The 23454-nt window shown below is 40.6% G+C and carries 23 protein-coding genes and 2 pseudogenes; 11 read left to right on the forward strand and 14 right to left on the reverse strand.

The features are described 5' to 3' along the window. The first annotated feature begins 34 nt into the window (after nt 1-34). Both miaB and V7K53_RS21120 read left to right on the forward strand, forming a co-directional pair. Nucleotides 35-1399, forward strand: a complete 1365-nt coding sequence (miaB, locus tag V7K53_RS21115) for a tRNA (N6-isopentenyl adenosine(37)-C2)-methylthiotransferase MiaB (protein ID WP_334840994.1) — start codon at nt 35-37, stop codon at nt 1397-1399. Nucleotides 1400-1428: 29 nt separating this feature from the next. Then, nucleotides 1429-2049 carry a hypothetical protein gene (locus tag V7K53_RS21120; protein WP_335199469.1) on the forward strand — a complete coding sequence of 207 codons (621 nt, stop codon included), beginning with the start codon at nt 1429-1431 and terminating at the stop codon, nt 2047-2049. A gap of 96 nt (nt 2050-2145) precedes the next feature. Here V7K53_RS21120 and V7K53_RS21125 read toward each other — a convergent pair whose 3' ends face one another. Continuing rightward, complete coding sequence (locus V7K53_RS21125) at nt 2146-3123, reverse strand: bestrophin family protein (RefSeq protein WP_335199470.1); 978 nt, start codon at nt 3121-3123, stop codon at nt 2146-2148. A 752-nt stretch (nt 3124-3875) separates the two neighbouring features. Between V7K53_RS21125 and V7K53_RS21130 the strand changes: the two genes are divergently transcribed. Beyond that, nucleotides 3876-4034 carry a hypothetical protein gene (locus V7K53_RS21130; RefSeq protein ID WP_335199471.1) on the forward strand — a complete coding sequence of 53 codons (159 nt, stop codon included), beginning with the start codon at nt 3876-3878 and terminating at the stop codon, nt 4032-4034. A gap of 5 nt (nt 4035-4039) precedes the next feature. Here the strand turns inward: V7K53_RS21130 and V7K53_RS21135 are convergent, their stop codons facing one another. The 3 genes from V7K53_RS21135 to mnmG all read right to left on the reverse strand — a co-directional run bounded on the left by V7K53_RS21135 (nt 4040) and on the right by mnmG (nt 7777). Continuing rightward, a complete protein-coding gene (locus tag V7K53_RS21135) occupies nt 4040-5389 on the reverse strand; it encodes a hypothetical protein (protein ID WP_335199472.1) in 1350 nt (449 codons plus the stop codon). Nucleotides 5390-5618: 229 nt separating this feature from the next. Continuing rightward, nucleotides 5619-5807 carry a hypothetical protein gene (locus V7K53_RS21140; RefSeq protein WP_335199473.1) on the reverse strand — a complete coding sequence of 63 codons (189 nt, stop codon included), beginning with the start codon at nt 5805-5807 and terminating at the stop codon, nt 5619-5621. Nucleotides 5808-5854: 47 nt separating this feature from the next. Next, nucleotides 5855-7777, reverse strand: coding sequence for a tRNA uridine-5-carboxymethylaminomethyl(34) synthesis enzyme MnmG (mnmG, locus tag V7K53_RS21145; RefSeq protein WP_335199516.1), 1923 nt, complete (start codon nt 7775-7777; stop codon nt 5855-5857). 384 nt (nt 7778-8161) lie between these two features. Here mnmG and V7K53_RS21150 point away from each other — a divergent pair, with 384 nt between their 5' ends. Continuing rightward, nucleotides 8162-9031, forward strand: a complete 870-nt coding sequence (locus V7K53_RS21150; protein ID WP_335199475.1) for a D-alanyl-D-alanine carboxypeptidase family protein — start codon at nt 8162-8164, stop codon at nt 9029-9031. A gap of 208 nt (nt 9032-9239) precedes the next feature. Here V7K53_RS21150 and V7K53_RS21155 read toward each other — a convergent pair whose 3' ends face one another. Continuing rightward, nucleotides 9240-10202 carry a water stress protein WSP1 gene (locus V7K53_RS21155; RefSeq protein WP_335199476.1) on the reverse strand — a complete coding sequence of 321 codons (963 nt, stop codon included), beginning with the start codon at nt 10200-10202 and terminating at the stop codon, nt 9240-9242. Between the two features lie 968 nt (nt 10203-11170). Next, nucleotides 11171-11533 (reverse strand): hypothetical protein, encoded by a 363-nt coding sequence (locus V7K53_RS21160; protein ID WP_104906199.1) that lies wholly within the window; start codon nt 11531-11533, stop codon nt 11171-11173. Between the two features lie 256 nt (nt 11534-11789). Here V7K53_RS21160 and V7K53_RS21165 point away from each other — a divergent pair, with 256 nt between their 5' ends. The 3 genes from V7K53_RS21165 to V7K53_RS21175 are packed head-to-tail and all read left to right on the forward strand — an operon-like array spanning nt 11790 to nt 13826. Beyond that, nucleotides 11790-12854 (forward strand): DMT family transporter, encoded by a 1065-nt coding sequence (locus tag V7K53_RS21165; protein ID WP_335199477.1) that lies wholly within the window; start codon nt 11790-11792, stop codon nt 12852-12854. Between the two features lie 3 nt (nt 12855-12857). Further along, nucleotides 12858-13115: a hypothetical protein gene (locus V7K53_RS21170; protein WP_335199478.1), complete on the forward strand. Its 258-nt coding sequence runs from the start codon at nt 12858-12860 to the stop codon at nt 13113-13115. Between the two features lie 21 nt (nt 13116-13136). Further along, on the forward strand, nt 13137-13826 hold the full coding sequence (locus V7K53_RS21175; RefSeq protein ID WP_335199479.1) for a DUF2996 domain-containing protein: 690 nt from the start codon (nt 13137-13139) through the stop codon (nt 13824-13826). A 108-nt stretch (nt 13827-13934) separates the two neighbouring features. Here V7K53_RS21175 and V7K53_RS21180 read toward each other — a convergent pair whose 3' ends face one another. Then, a complete protein-coding gene (locus tag V7K53_RS21180) occupies nt 13935-14432 on the reverse strand; it encodes a TM2 domain-containing protein (protein ID WP_335199480.1) in 498 nt (165 codons plus the stop codon). A 499-nt stretch (nt 14433-14931) separates the two neighbouring features. Next, a complete protein-coding gene (locus V7K53_RS21185; RefSeq protein WP_335199481.1) occupies nt 14932-15084 on the reverse strand; it encodes a hypothetical protein in 153 nt (50 codons plus the stop codon). A gap of 46 nt (nt 15085-15130) precedes the next feature. On the opposite strand from V7K53_RS21185, the gene acsF reads away from it, so the two are divergent. Further along, on the forward strand, nt 15131-16207 hold the full coding sequence (gene acsF / locus V7K53_RS21190; RefSeq protein ID WP_335199483.1) for a magnesium-protoporphyrin IX monomethyl ester (oxidative) cyclase: 1077 nt from the start codon (nt 15131-15133) through the stop codon (nt 16205-16207). 179 nt (nt 16208-16386) lie between these two features. Here acsF and V7K53_RS21195 read toward each other — a convergent pair whose 3' ends face one another. Beyond that, a complete protein-coding gene (locus V7K53_RS21195; protein WP_335199487.1) occupies nt 16387-17766 on the reverse strand; it encodes a type I restriction endonuclease in 1380 nt (459 codons plus the stop codon). A 614-nt stretch (nt 17767-18380) separates the two neighbouring features. Between V7K53_RS21195 and V7K53_RS21200 the strand changes: the two genes are divergently transcribed. Then, nucleotides 18381-18893: a hypothetical protein gene (locus tag V7K53_RS21200; protein WP_094348271.1), complete on the forward strand. Its 513-nt coding sequence runs from the start codon at nt 18381-18383 to the stop codon at nt 18891-18893. Between the two features lie 101 nt (nt 18894-18994). Here V7K53_RS21200 and V7K53_RS21205 read toward each other — a convergent pair. The 3 genes and pseudogenes from V7K53_RS21205 to V7K53_RS21215 form a co-directional block, all read right to left on the reverse strand. Next, nucleotides 18995-19360: pseudogene (locus tag V7K53_RS21205) on the reverse strand (thioredoxin family protein); the annotation flags it as partial. 11 nt (nt 19361-19371) lie between these two features. After that, nucleotides 19372-19566, reverse strand: a complete 195-nt coding sequence (locus tag V7K53_RS21210; protein ID WP_335199489.1) for a hypothetical protein — start codon at nt 19564-19566, stop codon at nt 19372-19374. Further along, nucleotides 19551-19724, reverse strand: a complete 174-nt coding sequence (locus V7K53_RS21215; RefSeq protein ID WP_335199491.1) for a hypothetical protein — start codon at nt 19722-19724, stop codon at nt 19551-19553. Before V7K53_RS21215 ends, V7K53_RS21210 begins: the two co-directional genes overlap by 16 nt. 417 nt (nt 19725-20141) lie before the next feature. Between V7K53_RS21215 and V7K53_RS21220 the strand changes: the two genes are divergently transcribed. Together V7K53_RS21220 and V7K53_RS21225 are read left to right on the forward strand one after the other, a co-directional pair. Next, nucleotides 20142-21563: a WGR domain-containing protein gene (locus V7K53_RS21220; RefSeq protein WP_335199518.1), complete on the forward strand. Its 1422-nt coding sequence runs from the start codon at nt 20142-20144 to the stop codon at nt 21561-21563. A gap of 239 nt (nt 21564-21802) precedes the next feature. Further along, complete coding sequence (locus V7K53_RS21225; protein WP_335199493.1) at nt 21803-22408, forward strand: YdcF family protein; 606 nt, start codon at nt 21803-21805, stop codon at nt 22406-22408. Nucleotides 22409-22502: 94 nt separating this feature from the next. Here the strand turns inward: V7K53_RS21225 and V7K53_RS21230 are convergent, their stop codons facing one another. Together V7K53_RS21230 and V7K53_RS21235 are read right to left on the reverse strand one after the other, a co-directional pair. Then, nucleotides 22503-22883 (reverse strand): hypothetical protein, encoded by a 381-nt coding sequence (locus tag V7K53_RS21230; RefSeq protein WP_335199494.1) that lies wholly within the window; start codon nt 22881-22883, stop codon nt 22503-22505. A gap of 207 nt (nt 22884-23090) precedes the next feature. Further along, nucleotides 23091-23354, reverse strand: a pseudogene (locus tag V7K53_RS21235) (peptide-methionine (S)-S-oxide reductase). Nucleotides 23355-23454 lie beyond the last annotated feature (100 nt).

Below are 23454 nucleotides of genomic sequence, written 5' to 3' on the forward strand. Positions count from 1 at the left end.
TTACATACATTACGCTGATTCAGCAGAATTGCCCATGACCACTTCTAAACGCCAATACCACATTACTACTTTCGGTTGTCAGATGAATAAAGCTGACTCAGAGCGCATGGCTGGTGTTTTGGAAGATATGGGCTTTGAGTGGTGTGAAGATCCGAATCATGCAGATGTGATTCTCTACAATACCTGCACAATTCGGGATAATGCTGAACAAAAGGTATATTCCTATCTTGGCAGACAAGCAAAGCGTAAACATGAGCAGCCTGATTTAACCCTCATTGTTGCTGGTTGTGTTGCCCAGCAAGAAGGAGAAGCGCTGTTGCGGCGAGTCCCAGAATTAGATTTGGTAATGGGGCCACAACACGCCAACCGTCTGAAAGATTTGCTGGAGTCGGTATTTGAGGGCAACCAAGTTGTCGCAACCGAAGCAGTTCATATTATTGAAGATATCACTCAGCCGAGACGGGATAGTACAGTAACAGCTTGGGTGAATGTGATTTACGGCTGTAACGAACGCTGCACCTATTGTGTGGTTCCCAATGTGCGCGGTGTCGAACAATCTCGCACGCCGTCAGCTATCCGGGCTGAAATGGAAGAATTAGGACGGCAAGGTTACAAAGAAATTACTCTACTCGGTCAAAATATTGATGCTTACGGTAGAGATTTACCTGGAGTCACACCAGAAGGTCGTCATCTGCACAACTTTACAGATTTGCTTTATTACGTCCATGATGTGCCGGGGATTGAAAGATTAAGATTTGCTACTAGTCACCCCCGTTATTTTACTGAGAGATTAATTCAAGCTTGTGCTGAGTTACCCAAGGTGTGCGAACACTTCCACATTCCCTTTCAATCTGGGGATAACGAACTATTAAAGGCGATGGCGCGGGGTTATACCCATGAGAAATATCGCCGGATTATCGATACCATTCGGCGGTATATGCCAGATGCCTCCATTAGTGCCGATGTAATAGTCGGTTTTCCTGGGGAAACAGAAGCACAGTTTGAGAATACCCTGAAACTGGTGGAAGATATTGGCTTTGATATGTTGAATACAGCAGCATATTCGCCGCGTCCAGGGACACCAGCCGCTTTGTGGGACAATCAACTGAGTGAAGAAATTAAAAGCGATCGCTTGCAACGGCTCAATCATCTGGGAAACTTGAAAGTAGCAGAGCGATCGCAACGTTACTTTGGACGCATTGAAGAAGTTTTAGTAGAAGACCAAAATCCTAAAGATCCAACCCAGGTAATGGGACGCACTGGCGGTAATCGTTTGACCTTTTTTAGCGGCAACATCAAAGAACTCAAAGGGCAGTTAGTGAAGGTAAAAATTACCGAAGTTCGTCCTTTTAGCTTAACGGGTGAACCAGTTGAAGTGAGGCAAACTGTTTTGCAATAAGAAGCATTTGAAGATTATACCCCTGACTTATGATGAAGTTACCGCAAACGATTCCAGTTCTTCTTTTTGGGGCTAGCTTGGCTGTAATTTCCCCTCAACATTGTGCTGCTTTGACTGTTCAACAAATAGCTATTCTTGCGCAAGCATCAAGCGATTTGCCAATGGTCAAATCGGCTGGACTGTCCCCCGATATGGATGTACCTTGGTCGAAAGCCGTAAAAATTGTTGACCCTTTTGAAGGGGAGTTTGTTGGAGTTTTCGACCGCAATTCATTAGGTGGCTATTTATTCCGTGAGGGTGCAACGCAAGTTATTAGTTTGTGGACACCTTCGAGCATTCGAGTACTCGTAACAGTAAATTCGGGTCAAGCAATGTCTTCTTTCTACACCGCAGGTCGTGTGTATCCTAGACCTGACTATCTTAGATTTGTTACGACTAAAAAAGTCGATAAGCTTTTACTCAAGGTCAGAGGAAAAGTTTTTCAATTAGACGGTTCAACTGGCACATTTGCTGTCAGTAAAGAATTAGCCACTGCCTTGAAAAATGCTCCAGATGAGAATTTAGATATCAGACTAGTCTTGGAAGGAGGCCAAACTGTTGATAGCGAAATTGGTAAAGGGACAGTAAAAGCTTGGCGAATTATTTATTAAGCGATCGCATTTTTCAGCCAAGTATTTTCTATGTTTAATAAAGGAAAAATCTCTCCGTTATCATCAAAAGTTGACTGATAAAACTTATTTACAGATTCAATAAGAACGAACATTGTTAGAAGTAAACTTGATTAATTCTTCAACATTGTTAGAGATTGTATTGCAAATAGTATTTAAAGGTAAGTCATTAGGATCAAAGCCAAAAGGTTCTTCGATTTCTGAGCCAATTTGTTCAATGCTTAATAATGTAAAACTTACAAAAGCCATTACTATACCAGTCCACCAATTTAAAAAACTCACAATTTCCAAAGGTAATATAAGACAAAAAATTAATAACAGTTGTCTTAATTTAATAGTATATATCAAAGGCAATGGCGTTTTTAAAATACGTTCGCAACCGCCTAAAATATCTACTAACTCATCTACACAATTATGTAGAGTAGTCAGTTGATAGACATTTAGACAATTTCGGTCATGCTGATACTGCAAGTAATCTCCTATCCAATAAGCAATTTGTAGTGGAGGATGATCGCTATCTTGGAGGTGTAAATATTGTTTTTCAGACATTAATGATGCCAACTGAGTGTCTAAAGGCACCGATCTTAGATGTAACTTCATTGCAACTGCAAAAGCAGTTACTAACCGAAGCATTGCTTCCTTTTCTAATTTATCTTGTGGTGTCTTCTCTTTAACTATTATCGCAATTCCCCGCGTTAAGTTACGCGATGTATTAACTAAAGCTCCCCATAGTTGACGACCTTCCCAAAATCTGTCATGGGCTGTATTCGTCCGAAAGACTAATAGTAATGTAAAGCCAATATTAAAGCTTAAAACAGCATTGGTAAGAATATTACTGGAATCTGAAAATGCTATTGGTAATCCTAAATGAGCTAAAAATGATATGAAAGTACCATATATAGTACAAAAAATTACCCAAGGAAGAATAATAGAGATAATTGACCTTTCAAGTCTAAGAGTTACTTGAAGCCAGTTCAGCTTTTCGCCTTTGTAAAGATGATACTTGTCTCTTAAAGAGTTTTTAGAATTATTTTGAAAATAGTTAGGTTGTTTCATATTGGTAAGATTTGAGGATTACATCAATTAGCAAACTAACTGTTTTAGCTAAATATATCTTGCTTAAGCAAGATATATGCAAAATGTAGGTTTCCAAATAGTCACTATAGTGTAACTATAATAAACACAAATTATAGTTGTAACATTGAAATTTATTTCTGTGAACCATCTTTAGGTAGGGAAATTCAATACTGTCTTCCAATTCTTCACCACACACCTGATTTTCTGCTTATATTGATTAAATGTTGTGGTATTTCACTGATTTATGAGATAGTTAGACAGAATTTCCAGCTATTTACAGTAAATATTTACTTTTTCTCATCGGCAAATCGATGCCTAAGACAGACTACAACCAAGCATTTGAGTTAATAACAGTGTAGCGAATGCGTAACTCTCAAGCTAAAAAAGGAGATAAACCCAATGAAATTTGATATTAAGCCAGAGAGTTACCCAATTTTAGCTGTCCGTTTTGAGAAAAACTATTATTGGGTGAAGGGTTATACAAATACTTTTTAAAAGGACAAAACTATATCATTACTAGATGATTTAGTAGAAACTTATTTTAATAAAGATTTAGCAACAGTATTTACACAAGTTGGCATTGAAAATATCAAAGTTACCGAAATAAATCGGCAAATTCTCAAAAAAGTAATCTTCGCTCAATAGTTACTAAAATCTGTTGGAGGTAAAAGCGATCTTGCTATCAATAAAGCTGATAATATTAAAACTATTAAGGCACGATCGCACTAGCTATGGCTACATATCAGCAGGCAATCTTAACAGTGCAGACAGAGACAGAGGGCTATTTGACAAAATCAAATTATTTCAATCAATTATTGCCGATCGCAGTACTGTTAATGGTGATAGATGAGTTTAATCTTCAAACTCTCCTCAACCAGGCAGTGGGTTAAAAAATTTATAGTTTCTGTCCTGCATAAATCGATCGCACTTCGCCATTACGTCGGATAACTGCTTCGCCATTACTGACATCTACTAGTGTCCAACCGCTGGAGCCGATACTTTCGCCCATATTGATGCGGCGAGTCACGCCATCAATTTTAAACAAAGCGGCAGATTTGTTGCCCAACTCTAGCAATCCCTCTAAGGTATTGCTTGGAGCAACTGCGATCGCAGTTGCCGGATATACTTGTTCCTGGGTAATAGTTGGTTCTGACTCTGGTGCGAGTGCAGCACGCAATGGAACTACTGGTAATGCAGGCAGAGGTTTGGGTGTTTGGCGCACGGTAATGGGTGCAGTTTTCGCTGCCACCGGTTTGAGTTCGGCTCGTACAGCCGCAGCTAACATATTGACAGTTACAGGCTTGGCAGCTTGTCGCACTGTATTCAGGGCAGTTTTCACAACATTAGGTTGAGATACCCGTAACGCACTGGCAACTTGTGGTAAAAGTGTGGGAGTCCCCGGAATGGCTGGAAGGGCGTAGCGCATTGGTGACGGCGCTTGATAAACGGGGACATAGATGCGCTCAACAACGCTTCCAGAACGGTTGGGGGCTGGTGGTGTATTATTAGCGAGAAGTGGAAGTGCTGGTAGATTACCAGTTACTTGCTCGCGACCAAGGGCTATTTGGTTAGTATTTGCCTGACTGGAGAATCCTGGATTGAAAGATTTTTGATTGCTTTTTGCTCCTTGCTTATCTATAACAGCCAACGCTTGGAGCATATAGTCAACTAACTCTGCCTCCATTTCTGTTTTTACGGGCAACCGTGACTGCGATTGCGGCAATAGAAGCGCTGATTCGGGCAATTTGCTATTTAAAAGATATACGACTCCAGCCTGCACCAAGTAGATCGTGCTAGCGATCGCCACGCCTAAAGTTGTTCCTACAATCAGCAGTTTACCCAAAACCGAACTAGTTTTCTGACGCTGTCTACTAACTGATTTAACAGTAGAGGTGTCAAATACAACGGTACTCAATTGCTTGTGGTTATCTTGAGCAACTGACTGTACTCCTTGGTTCAAAGTAATCTGTGGTATCGTAACTGTTTGCAGAGGCACGTATTCTGGAGGCGATTGGCGTTGAGCTTGGGCGGAAACTCCAGCAACAGAGTGGCTCGATCTGTTCTGACTACTGTGCCTAACAGTTTGAGAAGGCAGATTACCATTAGCATCCAGAATGTAGTCGATATCGGCAAAGAGTTCATCCATTAGGCCATCAGCATAGTTTTCTATCGACCAAGGCTCGTTGGTGATTAAGTCTTCTGATGGTTCTGGTACTATGAGACGGGTGCTGGCTTCTTGTAACATAGACGTTCTGGGTTGTTGCTTGGACGAGGAAACGCCACCCCTACTGCCTGAAAATTAGGATTATCAGAGGAGGCAGTAGGTCGAAGGCAGTTTTTACGGAGAAAAGAAGTATGAATAAAAACTTTAGTCCTGGGTGATTACCCTGTTGTTTAAAAAGAAGAATTGTATTGAGATGTATCGGGCAAGATACAAACAGAGGAGCCGCTTTGCCTCCAGTCTTGCGCCAATCCTATACAGTTAGTTGTGCGTGGGTTACTCCTGCCTGGTTGTTGAGCGTAGTCGAAACACTGCCTCCTGAATAATGAAACATCCAATCCCCCATCTGATTCAGATAAGTTGATTGAGTGTTGGTATTAAACTCAACTTTCATCTGGGGATTGTTGATGATGCCACTACTAATCCTTATGTCATCTATCATACCAATCTCTCTCCCTACTACTATACTCAGTCTTTATCAAGCTTGTGTTAAGCTAACGCTGGAAACTCTGACTGGCTCTTGCTTCTACGCAATTCTAGATATAATAATAAGGCGTTAATATCCGCTGGGTTTACACCACCTATACGTGCAGCTTGACCAAGGGTAAGTGGTTTTATGTGAGTCAGCTTTTCCCGTGCCTCTTTAGAAAGAGTATCAATTGTTGTGTAGTCTAAATCCCCAGGTAACTGGCGGTGAGCTTGGCGGGCAATTTGGTCAATTTGATTTTGTTGCCTAGCAAGATAGCCAGAATACTTGATATCAATTTCTGCGCCTTCTTTCTCGGCCCGGTTGAGGTTGGGGTTTCCCAGTCCAAACCTGTCGAGATCGACGTAATGTAATCCTGGACGCCGTAACAAGTCATTGAGGGTAATTGAACCTTTAATTGCTTGTTGGGTATCAGATGCGATCGCTATTCCAATTTCATCATGTTCCTTAACTCGTGTGGCTTGCAATCTTTGCTTTTCTGTGGTGATATTACCCTGTTTTTGAGTAAACATATCCCAGCGGCGATCGTCAATTAAACCAATCTCCCTTCCCAAGGGTGTCAAGCGTTGGTCGGCATTGTCAGAACGCAATAGCAATCGGTACTCTGACCTACTTGTAAGCATCCGGTAAGGTTCCCGTAGGTCTTTTGTACACAGGTCATCAACTAGCGTCCCAATATAACTTTGCTCGCGGGCAAACACAATCATTTCTTGAGAGCGAACAAATCGAGCGGCATTAATTCCCGCCACCAGCCCTTGAGCAGCAGCTTCTTCATAACCTGTGGTGCCGTTAATCTGCCCAGCACAAAACAGCCCCGCAATCTTCTTAGTCATCAGTGTTGGGTAACACTGAGTTGCTGGTAAATAGTCATATTCCACTGCATAAGCGGGACGCAGCATCACACATTTTTCCAAACCGGGGAGAGTCCGCAACATTTGCAACTGCAAATTTTCTGGCAACCCTGTAGAAAATCCTTGAATATACAGTTCGGGTATATCCCTTCCTTCCGGTTCAATAAAGATTTGGTGACTTTCCTTATCGGCAAAGCGGACAATCTTATCTTCAATACTGGGACAATAGCGCGGCCCTTTGGCTTCCACCCAACCGCCATAAACTGGCGACAGGTGTAAATTTTCTTGAATTAAACGATGGGTTTCGGGGGTTGTGCGGGTGATGTAGCAAGGCATCTGTTCCCGTTCTACCCACACATCCGGGTCAAAGCTAAACCAGCGCACATCTTCATCTCCTGGCTGGATGAGCATTTTACTATAATCGACCGATCGCTTGTCTACCCGTGCTGGAGTTCCAGTTTTAAGTCTGCCGGTTTCAAATCCCAGGCGATTTAGGGTTTGTGTCAATCCTTCAGCTGCAAATTCTCCAGCACGTCCGGCTGGCATTGATTTGTTACCAACCCAAATTTTGCCTCCCAGGAAGGTGCCGGTTGTTAAGATGACTGCTTTACATTGGAAACCTACACCAAAATAAGTTTCAACGCCGATAACTTCACCGTTAGCACCCAGCACTAAGTCTGTTGCCATACTTTCGCGGATTGTCAAGTTTTCTTGATTCTCAACAATATTTTTCATCACCGCTGCATATTCGCGCTTGTCCGTCTGGGCGCGTAATGCCCAAACAGCAGGCCCCCGTGAAGAGTTGAGGATACGTTTTTGCAGATAGGTGCGGTCTGCTACTTTACCAATTTCCCCGCCGAGTGCGTCTACCTCATGAGTCAATTGGGATTTCGCCGGGCCACCCACTGCTGGATTACAAGGTTGCCAAGCGATTTTATCCAAATTGAGCGTCAATAACAGGGTACGACAACCGAGGCGTGCAGAGGCGAGAGCTGCTTCGCAACCGGAGTGACCTGCACCGACGACTATGACATCAAAAGCGTCTTGGAATTCAACGGAATTGTGCATGGTCATACTTACAGGATCGGCAAGCTTAGAGTTCTTTTCAATTTTAACTGTTCCAGTGGTTTCATGGATGTAACTTTCTAATAAAAAAGTTATCAAACTTACTAGTACTCAATTAAAAGCAAGGTTTCATTCTTTTAACTTTAGTAGGAAGTGAAAAATCTCATTTTTTAAAATTTGTGACAACATTCCGGTTTGGCGATCGCAGCTATTGTTCAGAGCGTTAACCCAGCACAAATTAATTGATCACTGGTATGTATTAAATATTTTCTCTAATCTCGATTAACCGATAGTTCAATGTCGATAAACTATCTGTGATTTTAAGTCATGAATAATCAATACTGCCTAAAAAATTCTTAATTGTATTCTTGAATAACTAAGCAAATATTTAAAATGAAACTCACCCTCAGAAATCAAAAAAATATTACTAGGTTTATTAGAAAGACAAGTTTCATCAGTATCGTTATCTTGATGATTTTTGTATTAGTCGCTAGTAATGAGATTACCCACCACAAAGTTGCTATAACTGCTCAACCATTACAAGAATGCTCGATCAATAATTCATTACCTTGTATAGATACCTCTAAAACAACATCAGAACCATTTATTCCCGATCAAAAATTAGATGCTAAACAGCGTTTTTTATCTGCGATCGCTAGAAAATTACCCACAATTCCCCAGCCTGATACTTATGAATATACTTTGCTGCGAAGCTACGGTGCAGTATTCGTAAATCCAGATATTGGGATTAAACTACCGCCAAAAGATATATTTGCTAATGAACAAGAAACCCAAGAGTTTCAAGCTACTTTAACAATGGGTCATGTTGAGGGCACTAACGACTGTTATTTACAAAAATCGGCGGCTGATGCTTTAAATAAAGCGCGAATCCAGCAACAAATTCCGCTAAAATCTGGTTATGGCTCTGGTGATTGTACTCGTACTTTCAACACGAATTTAAGATTTTGGCACAAGTATGCTAACGATCGAGTTTTAGCAAAAGTTCAACAAGGTAAAGAAACAAAAATTCTCGGTTTAGTTGCACCTCCGGGAACTTCACAACATCTTTGGGGATTAGCCATTGATTTACGCGTAGGCAGTAAAGAGCAGAGAAAAGCTCTTAATCAAAATGGTTGGTTTCAAACTGTAGAAAACGATGTTCCACATTGGACTTATGTGGGTTTATCTGAAGAAAACTTACCTCTGTTTGGTTTTAAGAAACAACCTATTCGAGGGATTACCTATTGGATTACGCCACTTTAAGTCTTAGATAGTATGAAAACTTATTAATACTAACCGAAAACTAACTTAAACGATTAAAATATCTGTTTAATAAAAATAAAAAACCAGTTAGTCTTTACAAAAAGTACAGGTAGTTTGGTAAATAAAACTTTTTTATCTTTAGCTCCGTTCTTCAACTCTTGTAAAAAGTACTTTTGCAAGAGTTGAAGAAAGAGTATCCTAACGACTGTTATTCATTAACAATCGTAAAACCTTCATAATCAACGACTCCACTTACAGCATTTGGTAAATTAACGTTACCCAATAAAGTGGCGGTTGCAAAGCCAGCGCCATTAGTACCCGTGGCACTACCTAAACCTAAACCTGATGCAGCAAGTTCATCTTGGTAGCCTGTGATCTCATAGATAGCGCCAGTTTCCACCCAACCGATCAATCTTTGAGATCCGCTGTTAGTAAATGACAATCCAGAATCTAAGTTGAGATTCAAAGCTTGCCCTGAAGGAGTTCTCAGAGCAATCGGCGCAGATAGCTGACCAGTGAGCAGATCGACTTTGTAAAGCTGGTTCCCATCTCTATCATTAGTCCTAAAATCGCTAGCAAGAGCGCGAGCATTACCAGGTTTGAGATTGTCGATGGCTAATCCATCGGCAAACTGAGAGTTGGTAGGTTGAGTTCCTTGTCTTTGTGCAGCAGTAGTAGCTGGGCCAAAGTTGTCTACAAGGCTAATAGTTCCAGGGGTAGCTGTAGTAATTCTATAAAGAGAGCTTCCTACTGGCCCATTTGCGGGATTCGGATTCCCTGAAATGCTGTACAGAGCACTACTATTAAAGTCAGCACCTGACTCAAATCCAAAACGACGTAGGTCAGATGGTGTACGGGTTGGTGAGGTCGTGGCTGGAGCAAAAAGTTGATCTACATTATTAACGACAGTAACAGTTGGATCGATTGGTGTTGTACGACCAGTAACCCGTGCTTCGTTAACTGCACCAACCCTTCCGGTAATGGGGTTAGTTCCCAAACCTTCTAAATCGGCGGTAGTAGCAGTAGCTGGAAGATTGACTGTACCTACTTTTGTAGGAGTAATAGAACTTCCAGGTTTAGAAGGGATCGAAAAGCGGTAAACGTCAAGTTGCTTGCCATTACTAGCGTTGCCGTCGCGGTCTTCTCCAATGGTATAGCCGTAAAGAGCCATAAGAATTTTCCCCTTATTCAAACTGTAAAACTTTTGGGAACACTCCAAATATGCAAATTGCTATCTGACTAAAAGCTTGTACGACACAAACAAAGCTAACTTTGCTAGGCTGAGATTTAAGATTAGTCTGCGTTATCTTACTTTGCTTATATAGCAGATAAATTTGCAAAGCTGAAATACTAATTACTAAACTTTTGACTGTAAATAGGCTAGGAAAACTTAACTCAAGATTGTTGAAATCATTATTTGCTCAAGTTGTGAAATTAGGATATGTGAGAACTTGATGTCGGATGTAGAAATCTCAAAACTACATCTAGCTACACTTTCACACATTTTTTTTGGAACCCATTATTTCCAAGTTTGATTACAATTAACCGAGAATTAAGCATCTTTTATTTGCCCATTAAAAGTCAAAAAATAAGGTTGTAATCTGCATTTAGAGTTATCTTAGCAAGAGTGTATTTGAGTAATGTTAAGAATATTTTTCCTAATCATTAAGGTTGAATAGCATCTTGGTTAAGGTTTAGTTTTTGCTGAGTTTTTTGACTGGATTATATAATTTTTATATTTTTTCAAAAAAGGAAAATCATTGACTAGATTAATCTGGAACTGCTACCGATTACCTATGAGGTAGCATAGAATAATTGCTTTAATAGCTATTAAAATTTTGTTCGCAGGCGATCGCTTTTAAAAGCCTCATTGTAAAATACCTGAGACGAAAATAATTAAATAAGAGTTTAAGGACAAAATAAAAAAAAGTTTCATGTTTTAACTTTTCTATTTGACCTGATTTTCCCAGAAACTTAATCAATTTTTGAGAAGGGCTAAATCAGACTTTTTCTCAAGCGCAAACGCACTGCATAAAGCCGGAGACGTTTCCGCTACTCCGGGCTTTTCTTCATATATTGCAACCTAGATACAATCTAATTGCTTCTCTAGTTTCAGTTACCCTGAAAATGGATTTATTATTACTTCACTTCGCTAGGCTCAAATTTAGTTACCTTACCTTTCTTAATGGCAACAATCACATCGTAATGCGAACAGTAAGCGAATGTGACATCATTAGCTTTGTTATAAAGGTTAACTACATGACCTGCACCACCTACTTGGATACCGATTGGTTCCAAGTCACCAAAGAAGAAACGACGTAGTTGATCGCCACTACCAATTTGACCCTTACTCTTAGTAAGCAAGTCTAATTTTTGTGCTACAGACATTTCTTCGGCTGCTGATGCCTGCACTAATGACGGATTGATCGCCTTTAATGGTACGTCCCAAACTGTGAAAAAACCAACTAAGGCTACGCTTGTAAGTAAAGGTGCGAGTTTCATTTGTTTCTTCTCTTTTTTGTTTTATCCTGAACATCCCAAGCATCTCAGGTAGCAGTGAGAGCTTATTGAAACTAAGCCACTATTTTCATGAATTTATCCTTTGAGAAAATTTAGTTAATTCTCAGGATTTTCTCAGCTAATCATGACTGCTAAAAGTCACAGGATAATTTAAGTATTTTCTCAACAAAACCTCATTTTGAAGTGCGTGAGGGTAACTTAATATGATGAGCAATGCTTTCATTGCAGTGATGTTATTGTGACTAGACCCAAAAAACCACATCGCCAAATCTATAGAATTTCAGGACAAACATATCTTTGGCTAGCAATGCTAATTTTTGGAGCATCTAGCGCCGTTACCCGGAAACTAACAGAAATTGGTGCCCAACATTTTATCGGTAATGCCTACGGCGGCAAGCTACGCAATCCGATTTCTTTGTGTAATGTTTTATTCGTGGGAAACCTTTGCGCCTTGATACTTCTGATCCTCATCTATGGGCGACAGTGGAACAAAGCTACTTTGAAGCAGCTCTCAAGGAAGGATTGGGTCAGTCTAACGGCAGTAGCTATTTTATCAGGAGCGTTAGCCCCTGGTTTAATTTTCCAGGCACTGGCACTCACAGGGGTGAACAATGTCATCTTGGTGGGCCGCTTGGAACCGCCTCTAACTTTGGCTTTATCAGTCTGGTTATTGAGAGAACGGGTAAATATTTGGGAATTTATTGGTGCGATCGCAGCTTTTGTTGGCGTTATCCTAACTATTATCCTTCAACCTCCAACAGCAACAATGATGAACATGGGAGGTTTCGGTTTAGGCATAGGGGAACTTTTGGCAGCAGTAGCATCTGTAGCCATAGCCGCTTCTACGATTATTAGTAAGAAACACCTTTCGCAGATTCCTTTGGGAATCTATAGCATCTTTCGGACTGCACTAGGAACTGTAATCTTTTTCTTCATTGCTTTAGTCCTCTATGGCAAGGATCATTTCGCTGATGTCCTTTCACCATTTTTGTGGCAGTGGATGTTTCTCTATGGCGGGTTGATTGTGGTGGTAGGGCAGTCTTTTTGGGTTAAAGGCTTGAAAACTTCCACTGTATCTACAGCTTCCCTAATTAGCTCATTTGGCCCAATTGTGGGAATTATAGCAGCCTATTTAATTTTGGGTGAAGCCCCTACCCGACCTCAATATATTGGCGGTAGCTTGATTTTAGGAGGTATATTCTTGAGCCAAGTTGGCACCAGGCGTCAGACTTCTACCAGCAAGGTAAATTCTACTCCAGCAAAGCAACAGATAGAAACTGGTATGGGATTCAAAGGCATTTGAAGGATGAAAATTCAGATCGCTAAAGATGTGATTTATCGCCGTCAAGACAAAAGACTGAATATTGTAGAGACGGCGATTCATTGCGTCTCTTGCCTTAACCGAACAGTATTGCAAGTAAACCACCCATCCCAAATAAATGAAACCCTTGCAGTATATAAATTACGAATTACAAATACAAATTACAAATTCTGCACAGAGGTAGTAATATGTCAAAATAAAAATACCCGATACATCAAGGTGAGCGATCGCTCCCAAAGCTAGATTAAAGGATTGACCTGAGCAATGGCAGACCCAACCAATCACAATCAAGCGGGAGAAGTAGCTCCCAGCACTGTTGACCAGCAAGCTCCCAGTGTGGCTGAAGAACACGCTCCTAGTACAGACTCACCCGAAGCCACAGATATTCCTACTGCCAACACACCAGATCCTAAAGCCGCAAACCCTGAAGATAATCCCAATGCTGCCAAACCAGCTGCTGCATCACCCAAGCGAGAAAAATCCGCCGCAGCTAAAGCCGCAAAAGGAGAAAAAGCAGCCGCCGACGCAACAGAAGAAAAACCTGCCGCAGCTAAAGCCGCCAAAAAGGAAAAAGCCCCATCTGTTGAAGATAAGCCATTTGTAGAGTTCATTGAGCAAGATTACTTGCCAGCTTTACAAAAAGCGATCGCTCAAAAAGGTGTGCAAGATTTACAGGTGTCTTTTGCCAAGCAGAAGATGCCAATCACTGGCTTTGAATCCGCCGAAGAATGCTGGCAAATTATCGGCAGTTGGTCAGAAATTGGTAAGCGACAGTTTAACCTGTATTTCCCCGATGAAGATATTCAAGGAAAAAAGGGGTTTTCTTGTAATGAAGGCAAAAAACCTAGCACTCTTGAGTCATTCTTAATCGATGAACGCAAAACTACCCTCGATTTGTTGGTATATGGCTTAGTTCAGCGCTTGGACGGTCAAAAGTGGTTAGGTAGAAATTAGTCATTAGTCATTAGTCATTGGTCACTTGTACTGAGCGTAGTCGAAGTATTGACCATTGGTTTTTAACAAATGACAAAGGACAAAGGACAAATGACAAATGACTAATAATTAAAGCTCGTGGAAATGGTAAGTAACGGCTCCAGTATTGGGGTCGTTATCAATTTTTACATAACCTGATTTGTACATCTCTTTGAGAGTAGCTTCCACTTCAGCAAAGCTGGCTCCTGTAAACTTTACGCCTTGAGTGACAGTTAAAATACCACCTTTGTTTTCCGCCGCTTCAATCAGTTTCATCATGAGTTGGTTGCCTGTTGGTCGATGGACTTGAGAAGCAACTACTGCTTGATTTAACGGCACACCAAAGGGAGATACACCCGCTTTTAATCTCAAGTTATGTTCGTATTCGTCAACCATATTGGGGATAAAGAATAAATCCACAAACTGCCCTATACCAAACACACCACCAGTCAACAGCCATAACAAACCAGTTCCGATCTTGCCATTGTAGAAACGCTGCAATCCTCCCACCCCGATAAATCCGACTGCACACAAGATATAAGAGACAAGAAGTCGGTCTTTCTGCTGCTGATTGTTTTCAACATTCATCTTGTTTTCAACCTTTTGCATTTACTCTTGTTGTTTAAGATAGTTTTTTCGGATTTTTTTATACCAAGCGCTAAGAGCTAGACTTACATTTTGCACCAGTTGCTTTCTAACAATTTTCGTAATAGACAATGCTGTTCTGATTTGAAGTTGTGGGCATTGTCTAATCTCTAGTTATTGAGACGGGTGCAAAAAATAACTAAATTACTTAGATTTTTTCAGTAATTATGCTACTCATGGATTGTTAATTTTAAGCTGCCCAATGTATTAATAGAACCCCATGAATTTATTGTAGTAACAACCTTACAAAATTACTGAGATAGTAGTGCTTTGAGAATCAAGAAGTGAGTGCTACTCCACTTGAACAAGATAATGCTGCTCGCTGAACTATACTTATTTGACTACCAATCCGCGATTTTTGATTCCGCAAATATTGCATGATTGTTGCAACTCTTAATGTTTTGCTTACAAATTTCTCACCCGCACCTTGGTAGACTGAACTTTATACAATTGGATTATTGTGGGCTGTTGCGGTTTGCCAGAGCATTTCTGGTGAGACAGTCCGGTCTTCTCCCAAATGGAGAGGATAGCGCCAACGGGGTTTCCCCCATAAGGAACTGCCGCTACCGTAGCGGTAGGGACGTAGGAACGTCACCCGAAAGGTCTACTTAAGATAATAAAGACGAAAGAGAAATCAAGACATGGTAGATTCCCTCAAAAAACCAGGCTTTGAAGAAATCCGGCCAGGGATTAAAGTCCCAGCAAAAGAAACCCTGTTAACACCTCGGTTTTATACTACCGATTTTGATGAAATGGCACGGATGGATATCTCCGTCAACGAAGACGAGTTAGAAGCCATTCTCGAAGAGTTCCGCACTGACTACAACCGCCACCACTTTGTTCGGGATGCCGAGTTTGAACAATCCTGGGATCATATTGACGGGGAAACTCGCCGATTGTTCGTTGAATTTCTAGAACGTTCTTGTACGGCAGAGTTTTCCGGCTTTTTGCTGTATAAAGAACTTGGTCGTCGCTTGAAGGGAAAAAGCCCTGTTTTAGCAGAGTGTTTTAACCTGATGTCACGGGATGAAGCGCGTCACGCTGGCTTTTTGAACAAAGCTTTGTCGGACTTTAATATGTCCCTAGATTTAGGGTTTTTGACCAAGAGCCGCAGTTATACCTTCTTTAAACCGAAATTCATCTTCTACGCGACTTATCTTTCTGAGAAGATCGGTTATTGGCGCTACATCACCATTTATCGCCATTTAGAAGCACATCCCGAAGATCGGGTTTATCCAATCTTCCGGTTCTTTGAAAACTGGTGTCAGGATGAAAACCGTCACGGCGATTTCTTTGATGCAATCATGAAATCTCAGCCGCAAATGTTGAATGATTGGAAAGCACGGCTATGGAGTCGGTTCTTCCTGTTGTCGGTGTTTGCGACCATGTACCTCAATGACATCCAACGCAAGGACTTTTATGCCACCCTTGGATTGGATGCGCGAGAATACGATATCCATGTAATTAAGAAGACCAACGAAAACGCAGGTAGGGTATTCCCACTGATGCTGGATGTAGAGAATCCAGAGTTTTATGAGCGCTTGGATGTTTGTATAAGCAATAATGAGAAGTTGGGTGCGATCGCTAACTCCAACACTCCCAAATTCCTGCAAATCTTCCAAAAACTGCCGCTTTACATCTCCAACGGCTGGCAGTTATTGCGGCTGTACCTGATGAAACCGATTGATACTGTTTCTGCTCAAGGGGCAGTTCGTTAATTTATAACAGATTTGTGAAAACTTTGGTGGTTCTGCTGGTTGCAGAGCCACTTTTTTTGTCCTTTTTCAAAGCCAATGATTACTGATATGTCAACCAATTAGTAGTGCGATCGCTAATTTATTAGCAGGCAAAAATCGGAGATAGTTGCTTAGGTGTAGTTTGTAGTAGATACCTTGAGTTAAGCTGATTTTTCCATTCTGATTAAGTCTGGAGTCAATATTTGATGCTTGGCTGCTTCTGCCTCATAGCATCTGAGAATCAGTGATGTCAGCTTATCTAAATCACTGACAGAGGAAATAATTACTTTTGATGCGGCATCCCCTAGAGAAGCTGTTACTTCCTGCACTTCAAAGTTTGAAGCTAGCGACTTTACTTCATCTACATTTAGTCGAACAATAAAACTTTTTTTCTGCGAAGACAGATATAGCCGGAGAAACCACCAAGTACTTTTGCCAACAAGATTGATACCAAAGTATGAAACAGTATCTTTGTATTGGAGTTGATAATTGTAACTCGTTGAGGTTTGCGTGATTGCTTTAATTTTTTCAAAAGCTTCGATTTCTTCAGCAGTTGTTACTACTTTTGATTCTTGAGGATCTGGTTGTATATCCCCTACTTCAATATCTACCTCTATTGGAGGTTCAACAGGCTGATCTATTACTGGGGTAAGTGAGCGAGTCATTAACTCTACTAAACTTCCCTGAATCGACTTTTTAACAATTGGTTTGAATTTATCAATAATTTTACCAGTAATTCGACCTTTAATTTCATAACTAGGAGCAACTGTACCAAGTTCAGTCACCAAAAAGCGAACAAATTCTTCAGAAGGAGAACGTAAAAGATTTCCTAGAAGTTGAGTCATACCTTTTACATAAACCATTTCCTCAGCATGGTTAGTAATAGCTGTAACCTCAAAATTATCGCGGTGGAAGAATTTGAGGTTATCAATATCTTTGGTATCATATTCTAAGATGTTAAAAGTAAAAAATGGCTCCTTGTCCATAACATTTGTTTCACGCAAGTCCGTAAAAAAACGGTATTCAATACCGTTAGTGACGATAGCTACTTTTGTTGTCGAAAGTGCATTAAAATATCTACTCAATTGTCCATCATGTGCCTCAGCTTTTTGACCACGGGCTTTTGCTTCTACGAGCATAACTTTAGTACCGTTAATAGCTAAGGCGTAATCTACCTTTTCAAACTGCCCTGCTTTTTTGATAGCAAAATCTGCCACGTATTCCGGTATTACTTCACTAGGGTCGTAGACATCGTAGCCAAGAACACTCAAAAAAGGAACAATTAGTGCCATCTTAGTAGATTCTTCACCAACAACTTGGTCAGCCCGCTTACGCACTTGTTCAGATAGCTTGGTAATATCTTCAGTGAATGCCATCTTGCTTGCTCCTGGTAGATTAGTGAGTATTGATAGGTCTTTTTTGTAAAATAAGAGTGATTGTAAAGTGACGTAGTACATTTGAATTGAAAGTGTTAGTGCGATCGCCTTTCTCATCACTCCTATAAAAGTATTCCCAAATAAGTACCAGCCTGTAACACTCATGACTTGTTCACAGGTGCAATGGCATCAGTAATGAATAAAAATAAATCAGAATAATTTTTAATGAAGCTTCAGCCTCTGCGAGATGCGCAATGGGCAGACCAAAATATTCCTGAGTCAATGAATTTTACTTTTTACTCAGAAATATTTTGGTGAGAAAGGTTTTCGTGAGTTTTTACGGATATAACAGAAGCCGACATTAGGATACACTGGCATTTGAATACACCGGAAGTTCATCAGCGACTTAGTTTGTCGCTTCTGGTGACTTCCTTCCTAGTATCTTATTGCTTTTGGCTGTATGAAACTTACTCCAATCTACGGTAAGTCTCCCTGAAGAAGGTTTTTAGCATCTAAAACGACTGCCACTGTTTTGAGGCTATAGCCTTAGAATATTTACAAGCTTTACTTACGAATTAGCTCTCTCTAGATAAAAGTACCATTTTTACTGTGTAAGCTGACATTCTACCTGTTTGATCCAGATTTGTGTAGCTTATTAACAAATCAACGGATTCATTAATATTAAGCCTGCTTTACTATTTAGTTTCTTAGCCCGACCTATTAGACAGCTAGAGTGTTCATTTCACTTTGTTCAATAGCTTTTAGCCCTTATCGCTCCCATGCTGACCCATCACCGCAAGCCCGTGTGCTTATCACTTATTTCCACTGACCTACCGATCTGGTCTGTTGTCGAAACTGCCGCGACATTGTATCAAAAGGATACCGATCGGTTTCATTTACTGATGACCGCACCGCCTTTAATTAGCTGCGAAGTAGAGAGTGTCATAAGTCCAGAAGACACACTTCCTCAAAGCAAGAGCAAAGCTTACGCCCCTAACAGTCCCAGAATATTGTGGCTGGAGATTTCACCTTACCGAGTCATCATGACTATGCAAGGTAACGCTCAAGTGAGTTACCGTCACTTTTGGGAACAGGGTGTTTATGGCATTAGTCGGTATTGGTTGCCAACTGAGTCATTGCAACCTAACGATCCGATTCGTTTACGAAATTTTACTCGTAGCCTAACTCTCAACGGACATCCTTTGCCAGAGAATTTACGGCTGGAATATGAATTATGGGCAGAAAAAGTCCAATTAGGATGCTACATACTGAATTTGGAAATTAAACATTGACAGGTGTGGGGAGTGAAGAAGAGAACAGGGTAAAGGTTACAGGGTATAGATTATTTCCTATCACCTGTCACCTCTCCCCTAATTTCAATGCCCAATCCCTCTTAACCAAAATAACTGGGTTGGTTTCCTGGTTTCCATTTTATATTGCAACCAACACTCGGCTTTTGCTCACTTGTAACAGGTTTACCTGCTAGCACTGCTTCAATGGCTGCGGGTAAATCTGCACCTGTTACGGGTTTATCATTACTGGGGCGGCTATCATCTAATTGTCCCCGATAAACAAGTTGGCGTCGATCGTCAAATACAAAAAAATCTGGTGTGCAAACTGCTGTGTAAGCCTTCGCCGTTTCCTGGCTCTCGTCGTAGCATAAGGTAAAATTAAACCCTTGTTCTGTTGCAAATGCTTGTAACGACTCTGGCGCATCATCTGGGTAATTTTTTGCATCGTTAGCACCAATAGCAACGATCGCTTCCTCCATCATCTTGATAAACTCCCACACCAAAATACACCTCCACCCCAACTGTGACCTTCTGTATAGTCTGCACGTCTTGCCAAACCTGCATCTTGGATAAAATGGACGTGCCTTTTAGCTCCAAATGGACCGACGTTGGGATATTTGTCTTCTAGTCCAATGTATTTATCGTCACCTACACTATCTAATAGCAGCCCCACTCCTTTAGTAAAGCCATAGCCTTGACCGTACCTGTAGAGAGAATAGCGATCGCTGCCTTCATTATCGGCAGTCCTGAACCAAAAGTACCACTGCCTTGTAAATTACTAATGCCTTGATAAGTGTCTTGACCTTGTGCATCGTAGAGAATGCCAGGCATTTGCTATCGCACACCGGGTTACAAACTAAAACCATCACCAATGGCGCAATTGCGACCAATAGAATTAATTTTTGCAAAACCAAGATTTGCTTAAAAGTCATATAAATTTTCTTTCTTTTGATCTCAAAAGCATCCAAAGTTGGGGTGTAGAGCCAAAGCAACTGGCATTTCCGAGATCGGCAGTAGAAATGCTCCAACAATGGTAGCCTTGTTAGCTAAGTAATGTATGTAATTATATTAAGTTGTCAGTATTATAAATAACTTAAAAAAGTTTATTAGCTCGTGATCTAGATCAGTGCTAAAAGCTCAAGATACTTCCCACAATAGATTGGGGCAAAGTCTGATTCCGTGGCTAATTTGCATACCCCAAATTTTTCTATATATTTAAACATTGGTATTGATTTTATGAGAGAAGTCATCCCAGAAGAAAAGATATATTTAGAGCTTTCCGAAGCTAGTGGAAGCTCTCACAAGTTTTATGAAGTGATAGTTCAAGATAACCAATTAACTATACGTTACGGTCGTATTGGCGACTGTGGGCAAACTCAAACAAAAGCTTATCCAACTTCAGAGAAAGCCAAAGCTGAGGCTAGTAAAAAAATTAAAGAAAAGCTCAAAAAAGGTTACGAGGTAGCTGTTATGGGTGTTCGCCAGAAACGCCCTGTGACACGCCGCCAAGTCAGCAGCACTATTTCCACTGCAAAACAAGCTCCGATTATTTGGAAGTTTGCTTCTAATTCAGCTGCTTTTGGAATTTTTATTGATGCCAAACGTTGCTGGGTTGGGAATCAAGCAGGTCAAGTTTTTGCTTTGAATCATCAAGGTCAAGCGATCAATCGGTTTAAGCTTCCTGATGGCGTTAAATGTTTAGTTGCCGATGATGTTTGGATTTATGCTGGTTGCGATGACGGCAATGTTTATGACCTGACTGGCAAGCTACCACGTTTGAGCTATAAAATTGATGAAAATGTCGATATTTTTTGGTTAGATATCAAAGATGGATTATTAGCAGTCTCTGATGCCAATGGTGGGGTAACGACAATCGATCATGATGATGAATCACAGTGGACGCGTCTGAGTCAAGGCGATTCCGGCTGGATGGTACGTTGTGACCAATCTGGGATTTACCACGGTTACAGCAAAGGCGTGACTATGTACGATCGCCTTGAAGGTCGGATGTTATGGCATCAAAAAACTCAAGGCAGCGTACTGTTTGGTTGGCAAGAAGCATCAACAGTCTATGCCGGAACAAGCGACCATAAAGTTTACTGCTTTAATAAAAATGGGGAAGTTGGCCCCGTTTTCAAATGTGATGCGTCAGTTTACTCTTGCGCTACCGCACTTGACGGGAAGTATGTGTTTGCTGGAGACAATAGTTCTTCCATTTACTGCTTTGATGGGCTAGGAGAGCGTCTTTGGAAGCTTTCTACAGGGTGTGGCTCGGCTTTATCTATGCAGTTTTTCAACAACTATATTTATATTGTTACAACAGATGGTTATTTAGCTTGCATTGATGCTAGTGAAACTGCGATTGGCTCTGCTCAAACAGGCACAGTTCCCGAAGCTGTAGTAATTAAAGCACCATTAGGTGAAGGAGCTGCACCTTCATCTATTCTAGAAACTACTACAAATACAAGCTCTGGGGTTATTGTTGAATGCTTTCGAGAAGGAAGTAAATTGAGAGTTCGTGTTGTTTCTGATGGTTACAACCACAACTGGAAAGTTCAGTTTCCCAAGGATATTCGTATTGAAGGTGCGCGTTACCTTGTTCAAGAAATACGTGAATCAGCTAGTGGCGGATTCTACCGTGCCTATGGTGATATTCAAAAATTAGTTTAACTAGATAGAGCGTGAGCATCAGCGCTAAAACGCTCGGCATTTGAGACGATCGCGACATCTCTCAAAAAGCGCCGACAGTAAAACATTCAGTCCCAGGTTAAACCGTAAAGACTGCGATCGCCCTTGAGCAAAACTTTGCGATTTAGTGACTCTCTGGAATCACGGTTGTCATAGATATTTAGGACTTACGCACTTAGCTGAGATATTGAAACTAAGAATGAAAAATAGTACAACGCCCCATGCTCAATGACAAAATTCCCAAAAAATGGTTAATTTTGCTTACAGTGGCTTTGATATCTGCTTTGTTGCTGGCGATCGCTTCTTCTGCCTCAAGTATTTATTTATATGGCAGCAGTAATAATAATATCAAGGCAGATGCAGCAATTGTTCTAGGAGCGGCAGTTTGGAAAGAAGAACCATCGCCTGTTTTCAGAGAGCGAATTAACCACGCCATTAACTTATATAAAAATGGATCTGTTAAGACAATCATTTTTACTGGCGGAGTTGGCGAGATTAATGAACCAGCTGAAGCTATAGTTGGGAAAAATTATGCGATCGCACAACAGGTAAAAGCTGCTGATATTCTTACTGAAACTCAATCTCGCACAACTCACCAGAACCTCAAAAATGCTTTAGAAGTAGCGAATGCTCGCCAATTAACCAAGTTTCTTATTGTCAGCGATCCATTGCATATGAAGCGAGCCGTATTGATGGCACGAGGCTTAGGGATGGATGCACATTCGTCTCCCACACCGACTACCCGCTATCGCAGTTTTCGCAGTCAGATAGAGTTTTTGAGCCGAGAAACCTATTTTTACTTGGTCTACTTAGTGTTTAAAATATAGCCGTAGCGGACTGCAAATAAAAATGCCCAAAATTAGAAAATAAAGCTGTAACCTTTTCCCTGTATAAATTAACTAATATTATCAACCCTTGTAATTAGATAGTTTCGAGGCGAAAACGCTTAAATGCTCTAGCTGCTTCAGGAATTAGCTCAATGTACCAATATCCATTCGTTTCATCTGCAAACCAATTAACTATTGCAAGTGCTGGTTGACCAAATTCATCATCTTTTACTCCAAAAAATTTGCAAAAGCTTGCACCTAAATGACCAATTTGTCCAGGAGAATCACCATCATATCCAGCAGCTTCAGATAACTCCCAAGTACGTAATCTGCGATTATCTTTCATAAAGTAACAATGCTGATACAACTTATCCAAGATAGCTTTATGTCCTAGAGTTAATCCCTGATAAATTGAGTAGAATGCCTCTAGATATTCTTCTTCTGAAAAAATGCAACGTTCAGCATATTTAACCACTTTATTATTCCTCTTTCAATTTGCCAGAACACCAACATTAACTTTGTCACAAAGATATCGCTATTAAATATTACTTTAAATAATTTATTTTCGCTTGACGATCTGTTCGCATTTCCAGGTTTCAAAATCACGAACCCTTAAATCAATAGCAAGTAAGGAGATTTGCAGTATTCGGCTTTTATAACATCCCCTTGAATCAGTGAAAGATTAGCCTATCCTGTAAGACGCTCGTCCATGCTTCTCCAGATATTGCTGATGATACTCTTCTGCTTTATAGAATTGCGATGCAGTTATAATCTCCGTCAGAATTTGCTTTTTATAATAACGAGAACTATTTCCAAGATGCTCCTTGGAGGTTCTTGCTAATAATTCCTAATCTGGAGTGTGGAAAAATATCACTGACCGATATTGAGAATCAACATCTGGCTCCTGGTGGTTTGATGCTGTGGGATTGTGCTTATTCCAAAACACATTTAATCTTATACCAATTTAATATGAAGCTGCATATAATAGAGGGAAGCAAACTTGATAAATTTGAATACTCATGAGCCGTCCTTTTGAGATTGAAATC

The organism is Nostoc sp., assembly GCF_036917355.1.
Classification (GTDB): Bacteria; Cyanobacteriota; Cyanobacteriia; order Cyanobacteriales; family Nostocaceae; genus Nostoc.